The 9791-nt window shown below is 59.7% G+C and carries 7 protein-coding genes, 1 tRNA gene and 1 pseudogene; 5 read left to right on the forward strand and 4 right to left on the reverse strand.

Annotated elements, in window-relative coordinates:
* Positions 1 to 231: 231 nt before the first annotated feature.
* Positions 232 to 1738: pseudogene (locus AC0L3S_RS27450) on the reverse strand (caspase family protein).
* A gap of 357 nt (positions 1739 to 2095) precedes the next feature.
* On the opposite strand from AC0L3S_RS27450, the gene AC0L3S_RS27455 reads away from it, so the two are divergent.
* Complete coding sequence (locus tag AC0L3S_RS27455) at positions 2096 to 2746, forward strand: hypothetical protein (RefSeq protein ID WP_473282553.1); 651 nt, start codon at positions 2096 to 2098, stop codon at positions 2744 to 2746.
* A gap of 165 nt (positions 2747 to 2911) precedes the next feature.
* The gene (locus AC0L3S_RS27460; protein WP_473282554.1) at positions 2912 to 4789 is read left to right on the forward strand and encodes a DEAD/DEAH box helicase family protein; all 1878 of its coding nucleotides are present in this window, start codon (positions 2912 to 2914) and stop codon (positions 4787 to 4789) included.
* 25 nt (positions 4790 to 4814) lie between these two features.
* Here the strand turns inward: AC0L3S_RS27460 and AC0L3S_RS27465 are convergent, their stop codons facing one another.
* The 3 genes from AC0L3S_RS27465 to AC0L3S_RS27475 form a co-directional block, all read right to left on the reverse strand.
* Entirely contained in the window at positions 4815 to 6281 is a 1467-nt protein-coding gene (locus AC0L3S_RS27465) for a hypothetical protein (RefSeq protein ID WP_473282556.1), read from the reverse strand.
* An 84-nt stretch (positions 6282 to 6365) separates the two neighbouring features.
* Positions 6366 to 6440 (reverse strand) — tRNA-Glu (locus tag AC0L3S_RS27470).
* A 230-nt stretch (positions 6441 to 6670) separates the two neighbouring features.
* Entirely contained in the window at positions 6671 to 7015 is a 345-nt protein-coding gene (locus AC0L3S_RS27475; RefSeq protein WP_473282558.1) for a hypothetical protein, read from the reverse strand.
* Here AC0L3S_RS27475 and AC0L3S_RS27480 point away from each other — a divergent pair.
* The 3 genes from AC0L3S_RS27480 to AC0L3S_RS27490 all read left to right on the forward strand — a co-directional run bounded on the left by AC0L3S_RS27480 (position 7014) and on the right by AC0L3S_RS27490 (position 9672).
* Positions 7014 to 8021 carry an RluA family pseudouridine synthase gene (locus tag AC0L3S_RS27480; RefSeq protein ID WP_473282560.1) on the forward strand — a complete coding sequence of 336 codons (1008 nt, stop codon included), beginning with the start codon at positions 7014 to 7016 and terminating at the stop codon, positions 8019 to 8021. The two genes, AC0L3S_RS27475 and AC0L3S_RS27480, sit on opposite strands and share 2 nt — an antisense overlap.
* Positions 8022 to 8238: 217 nt before the next feature.
* Positions 8239 to 9138, forward strand: a complete 900-nt coding sequence (gene rpoH / locus AC0L3S_RS27485; protein ID WP_473282562.1) for an RNA polymerase sigma factor RpoH — start codon at positions 8239 to 8241, stop codon at positions 9136 to 9138.
* A 192-nt stretch (positions 9139 to 9330) separates the two neighbouring features.
* Positions 9331 to 9672 carry a hypothetical protein gene (locus tag AC0L3S_RS27490; protein WP_473282564.1) on the forward strand — a complete coding sequence of 114 codons (342 nt, stop codon included), beginning with the start codon at positions 9331 to 9333 and terminating at the stop codon, positions 9670 to 9672.
* The last annotated feature ends 119 nt before the right edge of the window (positions 9673 to 9791 follow it).

The following is a 9791-nucleotide window of genomic DNA, read 5'->3' on the forward strand; positions in this document are numbered from 1 at the left end:
AGTGTGGATTGCAGCTTCGGAAGTTTCAGACGTTTCTCGATCCACTCACAGGCGGACCCATCGGCTATATCGCTGCGGGTGCGGACAACAAGCGTGGGATGATCGCGGCTCATTATCATGAGAAAGCGAAGCCAATGCCAACCTGTACGTCCTAGAATGGCTTGCCGCGCCGCTTCCTGATCAGTTCGCGCAGATCGTCGATGTACTCATGGATGCGCGACGCGCCTCCGATCAGTCGCAGACTTCTATTTCCCGCCCTGCCGCCCCGCCTCTCGAAACAAGGGTGCATCCATTCTTGAGGGGCCGACAGCCAGCCTGATTACACCATCCGAGAAGATGATTGTTGCTTGCCCGGTGCTATATCATCTCGCACTCTGGATTGATCGCGGGCGGCAGATAACGGCTTCTTGTCCGGACCCTTCTCACATTCATCGTCGTCGTTGACGCGATAGCCTGCGCGGCAGGCGATCTTCACACACGCATCTCCATCGGTCCTGAAACCGTGATCGCAGACCAACGGGCATACGCGGCCTGACCGGGCTTTGATCGCGTCCAACGCGTCGGAGCTTGCGAGCGCCGGATTGAGCTTCATTCCGGCGTACTTGTTGAACAGTGTCAGCGAGCGCTGTGACTGAGCGCTCCACTCGCCGTTCTCTAGACTGGCGAGACAGCCGACACGGTGAAGTTCGGACTGCACCGCCTTGGCAAGTTCTTGCGCCGATTGCCCCGGTTCAGGCGCAGGTGCGGGCAATGGGAGGGCCGCGATCTTCTGGTTGTTTTCGGCACCACCTTTCTTTGCTTCTTCTGCGGCGATCTTGTTGAGTTGACCCTTGGCAAGGTCCGCATAGAAACCATCGGTGTATCGGCTCAGGAAGGCTGTCCAGCCATCGCGGGTGCCGAGTTGCAGGGCAAGCTCATAGTTGCGACGAATGGCATCATCGGGGCTGGCCTGAGGCCCGGTTGCTGTCGGCTTCGCGGCGACAAGCGCTACGTCATCCCCGCCTAGCGACCCGTAGACGTACGGTTCCTGCTTGTAACTTGTGTTCTTCAACACATCGTCGCGGACGAAGCCGAATGCCTTTCGCAGATCAAGACCCGGCGTGGGTAGCCGCTCGACAAGCGCAGCCGCAAACGGGCTGTTCTTCGAGTTGCCATCCGAAGCGGTAGAACCTGCCTTAGCCGCGAATGCTATCATCGTATTCGGACTGCTCGGCTCGACTTTTGCGAGGCCCCGACCAATCGCACGGGCAGCAACCGTCCGCTTCATGGTTTTGGCAAAGGGATTGTCGCGACAGGCGTCAAGGATAATCAGCCGAAGCTGTTTGGCTGGCTCGACGGCGAACAACGCCCGGTCAAGCGCCACGGTCTCGTCGAGAACGTCGCTATCGGTCTCAAGAGCCGCGTCAGTGGGGATGAGGTAGTTGGTGCCATCAAGTTCGATGCCGTGACCGGCGTAGTAGATGACGGCAACCTCAGCATCTCGCGCTCGACCGCCAAAGTCACGCAGCGCCTTGCGCATCTCGGAACCGTTGAGATCGGTCCTGATGTCGATCCAATCGAACCCGGCTTTCTTGAACATGCTACCGACCAGGGCAGCATCGTTCGCAGGATTGGAGAGCTTGGGTACGCTCTTGTAAGCCGAGTTGCCCATTACCAGCGCGACACGGCGCTCGGCGTGTGCTGATCCGCACATCAGCCAGATGCAAACGATCAAAGAAAACCAGCGAAAAGCGCCCATTACAGTCCCCGGCAATAAGTGCGCAGCCTATGCAGAGTTTGCTCAAAGGCAAGGATCGGTTCTGTGCTGTCGATCACCATGCCGAGGCGTTCGTGGTGGCTGCACTTTTCGATCACCCTAACCCAATCGTATCGTTACAGAAATGCTTTCCACCTATGGATAGGTTGTCCACATATGGATAAGTCATTGATATTAAATAGTTTTCTAGACAACATGGTCTTTGGATGCTACTAGCCGTGCAAAGAGAAGCTCCCGGCTGGCGGATCGCTCCAAGGCGATGCAACGCGTCTGACTACGACCGTTTGCGTCTGTCTGTTGGGGCATGGCCGCAGAAATCAGGACGACTAAAGGTCTAAGATGAAACCACGCTGCCGTGTGAACGGCTGCGCGAACACTCGCGCCGGTCACTCACTCCTCTGTTCCAAGCATCGGTCTCGCAAGCGCCGTCACGGCCACGAAGAACAGCGGACGATCAGTAAGACAGACCTGAAGCCATTTATCGAGAAAGTTCAGGCCCGGATCGCCAAACAGCCCGATGCCAAGCTCTGGTCTGTCCTTGACCAGCGATGGGACATGGTGACTGCCAAGTGGCGAGCGGAGCTTCCGAAGACGATTATCCGCTATGTCCGTGCGGGCATGAAGGAACTGGTTCGCTTGTCCAACACGGTTTCAGGCCGTGATGTCGCGGTTACCGTCATCGCGATGTACCTGCTCCAGGAGTACGACCCTCGCCTGTTCAAGACCGAGATGGGCTTCCGCACTCAGCTTGTCAGGCGGGTAAGGGGCCTCTCCAGCACCAGCTTCTCCAACTGGAGCGGGGCTAGCGATGGCCGTGAGCGACGAGCCATGAAGGAATTAGAGCCGAGAGCCGCCGAATACCTGAGCGGACTGTTGGTGGAACTGTTCGGGGCCGCTGGAGTGCGGGTGGCGCAGGTTGAGAGGCGTGAAGAGGAGGAGCAGCGCAAAGAGCGGCTGGCCTATTACGCCGCGCTTGGGGAGGTACAGTGAGATCACGGTTCTCACAGACGGTGGTTCGCTCCTAAACCCCCTCAACATGCTGATCTTCTTTAGCACAGTGAGGAGGTTTCGACTTCGCACAATTCCCATCCTGCAACCTGCTCATCACGCTTACCAGTCTGGCCTACGGCCAATCCGCTGGTGCCGGGACAACCAATGCTGACACAGTTAGAGAACGCATACGAAGCAGCCATTCAGAGGCAGGCGCGGCTGCGCAATCGCGAGATCACGAATTTTGACCGGGAGGTCTCGCAGTCCATTTTCACGGCTGGCCTCTTAGCAATCGAGGACAGTGACCGGGGTGTTGCTCAGTATAGGGTGGTATCGGCTCCGACGGGCAGCGGCAAGTCTAGCTATACGCAGGCTTTTGCCAAGGCTTTCATCGAGGTTCACCCCGAAGGCTCGGTTCTCTTTCTTGTGGAGACAATCCAGCAAGCGGACGACACGTACCGGGAGATGTCAGCCCTTGTCGGCAAGGCGAACGTCGCTATCTGGACCAGTGCCCATGATAGCCGAACCTCGCGAGACACCATCGAACATCAACACGGGTTTGTCCCCGAACACCGTTTCTCGGTTGATGATCTCGCCAACTACCCTGTCATCATTGCTACCCATAGGTTTTACATGGGTTCGCGAGCGGACAAGGCGACAGTATATCAAGGCAAGCCCCGCCGGCTCACGTTTGTCGATGAAAAGGCCGCTGACGTTACCATCTTCGACGTGGACACAGGGCTTATCAAGTCAGTCCGAGACACATTAGCGGAGAAGCACACGTCCAATTTGGAACATGTTCCTCAGCTGACAAAGCTGCACAACCACCTCGAGGCAGTGTGGCAGACTGCATCCGGCAAGGCTTCATTCGATGAGATACTGAAAGCCGGTGAGATCGACCTGACGTGGTTCAACTCTGAACAAGCTAACGATTACATCGCGTCATCCGACGATCGGGTAAAGCATGTCTTCGGGTTCGGACGAGCTTTGGCTAAGGGATTTGCTTTCTTGTCCCGCTATGACGAATACGGGAAGGGGGCGCGGTTCGTCGGCTACGAGATGAACATGCCGCTGAGACCGGGGACGATACTCCTCGATGCCACAGCAGATATCGACGGCGTCTCACTGCTCGTCAACAATCGCAAGGACGTACCCGTACCACAGGTCGATTTCAGCAAGCTCACGATCACTCACATCGAGCCGGATATACCGAACGGATACACAGTCAGTCAGATCATCAAGGAAGCAAAACGAGCGAAGCCCTATGCTGGTTGGATCATGGAAACCATCAGACGGAACAGCCAACCCGGTGAGCAGGTGCTGGCCGTTGTTCACAAAGGACTCTTGGACCATGAATATCTTCCGAATGAACAACGGGAGTTCTCGAATCCATTCGATCTCGATGGACGAAAGGTGTGCTTCATCCATTGGGGATCGGGGATAGGTTCGAACCGCTGGAAAGACGCGACCGCTGTGTTCCTGTTCGGTGAATTCCACGTCCCTAAACGAGCGATGGTCGGCACCAGTTTGGGGCTGAGGGAGGAACAGGCGACAGCGTCTGCCCTCGCTCCCTTTCAAACGCCTAACCCGAGAAGCAGCCAACTACGTTGGATACGCGAAGGTCATCTTTGTCGGCATATGAAGCAGCTCGCGATGCGGGGCAACGCGAGAAACATTGACGGCAATGGCGTCTGCGGCGAGCAGCGCCTTTACGTTACGGCAGAGTTTGACCGGCTGATACAACACAAGGACCGGACGTTCCCCGGTGCCAAGCTGGTCAGCCAAAGCAAACCGGGGACAAAAAGGGATGGAGGCGCAAAGGGATTGATGTCGCTCCTCTACAGCACGGATGCGCGGGAAATAACGACGATTGAGCTTAAGCGGCTGACGCGCATCTCGTTCCAGAAGAACAAGAGCCGCTATCTCTCAAACCCTCTCATCAAAAAGGCGATGAAGGACACCGGCTTCACGTTCGTGGCCGGGAAGGGCCGGGGCAATCCCGGTCGCTTTGTTCGCTATTCTCATTTGGCGAAAGCCGGTTGATGCCGCGCAGGTGTTATGGATCGCTCTAGAATCTCACTCCATCAAACTTTACTTTGCCAAGCTCCGCCGCCAGCCGAGGTAGCGGATAGCCGGTATCCCTGACGCCATCAACGTCACGCTTGCGCCCGTATCGAGCGCCAACGCTGTTGTTTGAATGACCGACAAGATGGTTTATCACCACCTCGTCAATCCCGGCAGCGCGGCCATACCGCTTGAACGTCCCTCTAAACGAATGGAATTTCTTCACGGGATCGTCGATGACGTGCTGCGCGAGATATCCGTTGAACCATTCGCTCCACTTGTTGGCGCGGCTTACGAGCTTGCTCCTGTCCTCGAATCCGGGCCACAAGCTGCCGTGCGGGCCAATCACGCCACGTCGCTGCTCCGCGAATTCGAGGAACCCAAGACGGACCAGTTGTGGATGGAGAGGGACACGTCGGATCGAGGACAAGGTCTTGATCCTCTTGTCACCTTCTCGATCAAATCGGATCGTCCAGACCTCCGTGTCAGGGTCTTTGGCGATGTCCAAGACGGTTAGCTGTATCACCTCGGTGCGGCGGGCACCTTGAAACAGAGCAATCAATGGTGCCCACCTTGCGGTCTCGCCACGCCCGCGCTTGGGGCGCAAACCGGCAGCGAAGACCGGGCTAGCCATCAACGACCTCAACTCATCATTCGTGAACGGCTCGTAGTAGTCCTCGTCTGCGGGATCGACCTCGAACGTGACGTCAAAGGGATTGCGCCATCCTGTCCCGTCGAAATGGCCGTCCTGTTCGGCACGGGCAAGTACTGCGCCGAGGAGGGTCAAGGATTTGTTGATGGTCGTTGCAGACCGCGGTTCGTAAGCACTCAGATCGCGTTGCAGGAGGTTCGGCAGCGCAAGCTGCTTCATGTCTGCGGGAAGACCTTTGGGTAGCTGGCAGATGGCGTCCCGATAATTGCGGCCATGCCCTTTGTTGATGAGGTGTACGGGCAAGTCTCCGAACAACTCGACGAATCTGCGGCGGGCCGCGTCAGCCTCGATGATCGTGTTAGGAGCGGGTGTCCTTGCGCCCTTCACCCCGCCCCCGCTCGACCACGACTGGAACGCCTTCGTTATCGTCAGACCATTTGCAGACGCAAGAAGCGGCAGGCAAGCAGCGTTTGGTTCGTTCCGATTGCTATGTGTTGCAGGTAGCTGATCGTGACCTTGCAATGTGACGACTTCGTCGGGACGCTGACGGTTGCCGGTCAGGAACGCTCTCGCCGCGTCGAACAGATTTGCATGTTGTGCGATCTGAATGCCGACTCGCTGTTTGGCTTCACGCTCGACGGTGGTTTTCAACGAAAGCCAGACTGCCGTCTTGAGGTAACCGAGGCGCGTGGGGCTTGCGAGTTGCTTTATGGTCTGCGGAATCAAATGCGGCAGAGGCTGTCCCGCGAGGTCGTCGGGCAGATCGATCTTGAACCAATAGATTCCGTTACGCCTGATCAGGTGTGAAACACGCGGCATTCATCGCTTCCCGTAGCACGAAGACGTAGCAAACGAGGAAGCAGCACCGAGTAGTGCTAGCGGTGTCAGGCAGTTAGGAAGAAATGGCGCTCCCTAGGGGAATCGAACCCCTGTTTCAGCCTTGAGAGGGCCGCGTCCTAACCGCTAGACGAAGGGAGCGTGAGGGAGAGGACATAGCCTCGAATTTTGCCGGCGGCAAGCGGGGATCGAGGGGTTTTAGACGGGCAATCGGCGTCGTCCTGGCGAAGGCCAGGACCCATTACCCCGGATGCGTATGGTTAAGGCGAACCCGAGCAACGAGCTCGTTCACGTAACCGGGGTCGGTGGTTATGGGTCCTGGCTTTCGCCAGGACGACGGATGAGGCGGGTTCCGCGCTCCAGCCCCCGCCTTACGGCTCATTGGCGAATTTCAGCTTTCCGGCCGGCCGCAAGGTATGGGCGTCGAAGGTGCGGATTTCGGTGACGCCGCCGACGTCCAGCGTGATCACGAGCCGGTCGCCGGCGACGCCGCTCGAGACGATTTTGGCGCCCTTCGGTAGAGTTGCGGTGACGTCGCCGACAGGCTCGGGCGCCCTTCCCTCGGACTTGAAAAGGCGGTAGCCCACCGCGATCAGCACAGCGCAGATTGCCAGCGCCGTGGTCAACCCCGCGATCAGCATCATCCGCCGCACCCGCGCGAACAGCGCGGCCTGCTCGGGGCTCGGGTCGGGAACAACGGTATCAGACGTCGTCATGGAAAATTCTGGCTCTGCGCAAACGTTGGAGGTGGTCGTCGAGGGCTCCGAGGGCTCGACGCGGCTCGACCGCGTGCTGGCGGTGCACCTTGCCGAGCTCTCGCGATCGAGGCTGAAAGCCCTGATTCTGGCGGGCGCGGTGAGCCTCAGGGACGCCGCGATCCGGGACCCCGCTTATCACGTCGCCTCCGGCGATACGATCACAATCGACGTGCCGGAAGCGGCTGCGCCGGAGCCGAAAGGCGAGGATATCGCCCTCGATATCGTGTTCGAGGACGACGACATCGTGGTCCTCAACAAGCCGAAGGGGCTGGTGGTGCATCCCGCGGCCGGCCACGAGACCGGCACGCTGGTGAATGCGCTGATCGCCCATTGCGGCTCATCACTGTCGGGCATCGGTGGCGTCCGCCGGCCCGGCATCGTGCACCGGCTGGACAAGGACACCACGGGGCTGATGGTGGTCGCCAAGAACGACCTCGCGCATGCTTCGCTCACCGCGCAATTCGCCGATCACGGCCGCACCGGGCCGATGCGGCGCGGCTACATGGCCTTTGCCTGGGGGCTGCCGGGCCGTCATCGCGGCACCGTGGACGCCCCGATCGACCGCCACCCGCATGCGCGCGAGAAGATGGCGGTGCGCCAGGGCGGCCGCGAGGCCGTGACGCATTGGGAGCTTCTGGAGAGTTTTGCCGGACGCGACGGCAAGCCGATCGCGGCGCTGCTCGCCTGCGAGCTCGAGACCGGCCGCACCCATCAGATCCGCGTCCACCTCGCCCATATCGGCCACCCTCTGATGGGCGATGCAGTCTACGGCCCGCATTTCAAGACCAAGGCAAGCCAGCTGAGCCCTGAGTCGCAGGCCGTCCTGGCCGCGCTGGGGCGGCAGGCCTTGCACGCTTACCTGCTGGTATTGGAACACCCGAGGACGGGAGAATTACTCCACTGGGAGACGCCTTTGCCGGAGGATTTGCTTCTCCTTCAGGGGGCCCTGAAAGCGGCGCTATGACGCAGCCCTCTTCAGAAATGCTTTACATTACAAAAAGTTATAGCTGCCACACGGGGACGTGACGTCAGCAATCCTTCCCTTTTTGCCTCCCGATGGAGTATATTGCGCTTGCGTTGAAGACCAACGCGGAACATCGCAGCACCGATCGGCTTTAACCAAGCGGTCGTCTGCCTGGCCCGCCGCTATCGGGGGCCTGAACCTGTTTGGAGGGCGCACTATGGCCCGTACAGCTACCCTGCCGGTCCTTAATGGCGAATCCGGCCTTTCCCGTTACCTCGGCGAGATCCGCAAGTTTCCGATGCTGGAACCCCAGCAGGAATACATGCTCGCCAAGCGTTGGCGCGAGCACGATGATCGTGACGCCGCGCACCAACTCGTCACCAGCCATCTCCGTCTCGTGGCCAAGATCGCCATGGGCTATCGCGGCTACGGCCTGCCGATCTCCGAGGTCGTCTCGGAAGGCAATGTCGGCCTGATGCAGGCAGTGAAGCGGTTCGAGCCCGAGAAGGGCTTCCGTCTCGCTACCTACGCGATGTGGTGGATCAAGGCGTCGATTCAAGAGTACATCCTGCGTTCGTGGTCGCTCGTGAAGATGGGCACCACCGCGAACCAGAAGAAGCTGTTCTTCAACCTGCGCAAGGCGAAGAGCAAGATTTCCGCGCTGGACGAAGGCGATCTCCGCCCCGACCAGGTGGCCATCATTGCCAAGCGTCTCGGCGTCACGGCTCAGGACGTGGTCGACATGAACCGCCGCCTCAGTGGCGACGCGTCGCTCAACGCTCCCATCCGCGACGACGGCGAAGCCGGCGAATGGCAAGACTGGCTGGTCGACAATTCGCCCAACCAGGAAGCCATGTTGGCCGAGCACGAGGAGTATGATCACCGCCGTGACGCCCTGAATGGCGCCATGGGCGTGCTCAACCCGCGCGAACGCCGCATCTTCGAGGCGCGCCGCCTCGCCGATGAGCCGATGACGCTGGAAGACCTTGCCGCCGAGTTCGGCGTGTCGCGCGAGCGCGTCCGCCAGATCGAGGTCCGTGCCTTCGAGAAGGTGCAGTCCGCGGTCAAGGGCACGATCGCAAAGGCCGAACAGGCCGCGCTGGAAGCCGCGCTCTAAGCGCGAGGTTCTTGGCGCCAGAGATTGGCGGATCGACGAGAGACAGAAAGCCGGCGGCAACGCCGGCTTTTTTGTTTGCATGTGAGGCGCAGCATATTCGCGGGGGACGCGAACCAGGCATCGTGAACCCGCGCTGCCGGTTGGCCGACCAAAGAGATCGGACCGGCAGCCTCAAGAGAACGGACACAGACCGTGTCGATCATCCTGCAATCCACCGTCGGCGGCTTCTCCGCCCCGTTCATGCGCAAGCTGCCGCTGGTCGAGCAGGCGATGCGCGAGCACGGGCTCGAGCCGTCGGAGTTCGTGATCTCGAAGGACTATGCCTCGACCGCGACGATCCCGCTCATGGGTCCGTTCTTCTTCAACTACAGCGTCTATTTCGGCGACGAGACATTCACCGTCACCGAGCCGAACGACATGGTGTTCCTGGACTACTTCTTCAAGCGCGTGCTCGCGGCGGACGGCCCGCCGGAAGTACCGCGGCGGCCGGGCTTGATCCGGCGGCTGTTCGGGTGGATGTCGGAGCCGGTGTAGCTGCTTTCCCCTCTCCCCTTGCGGGAGAGGGTGGCTCGCGAAGCGAGACGGGTGAGCGACTATCTCTGTTGTCAAGTTGCATTGGCGTAGGCGGTGCGCGCATCGCGTGCCTTGGCGTT

Source organism: Bradyrhizobium sp. Ken01 (genome assembly GCF_055807355.1).

Excerpts from the sequence above, each read along its gene's own strand:
- AC0L3S_RS27465 (WP_473282556.1), bottom strand. The coding sequence starts at position 6,281 with ATGCCGCGTGTTTCACACCTGATCAGGCGTAACGGAATCTATTGGTTC.
- AC0L3S_RS27460 (WP_473282554.1), top strand. The coding sequence starts at position 2,912 with ATGCTGACACAGTTAGAGAACGCATACGAAGCAGCCATTCAGAGGCAG.
- rpoH (WP_473282562.1), top strand. The coding sequence starts at position 8,239 with ATGGCCCGTACAGCTACCCTGCCGGTCCTTAATGGCGAATCCGGCCTT.
- AC0L3S_RS27480 (WP_473282560.1), top strand. The coding sequence starts at position 7,014 with ATGGAAAATTCTGGCTCTGCGCAAACGTTGGAGGTGGTCGTCGAGGGC.
- AC0L3S_RS27475 (WP_473282558.1), bottom strand. The coding sequence starts at position 7,015 with ATGACGACGTCTGATACCGTTGTTCCCGACCCGAGCCCCGAGCAGGCC.
- AC0L3S_RS27455 (WP_473282553.1), top strand. The coding sequence starts at position 2,096 with ATGAAACCACGCTGCCGTGTGAACGGCTGCGCGAACACTCGCGCCGGT.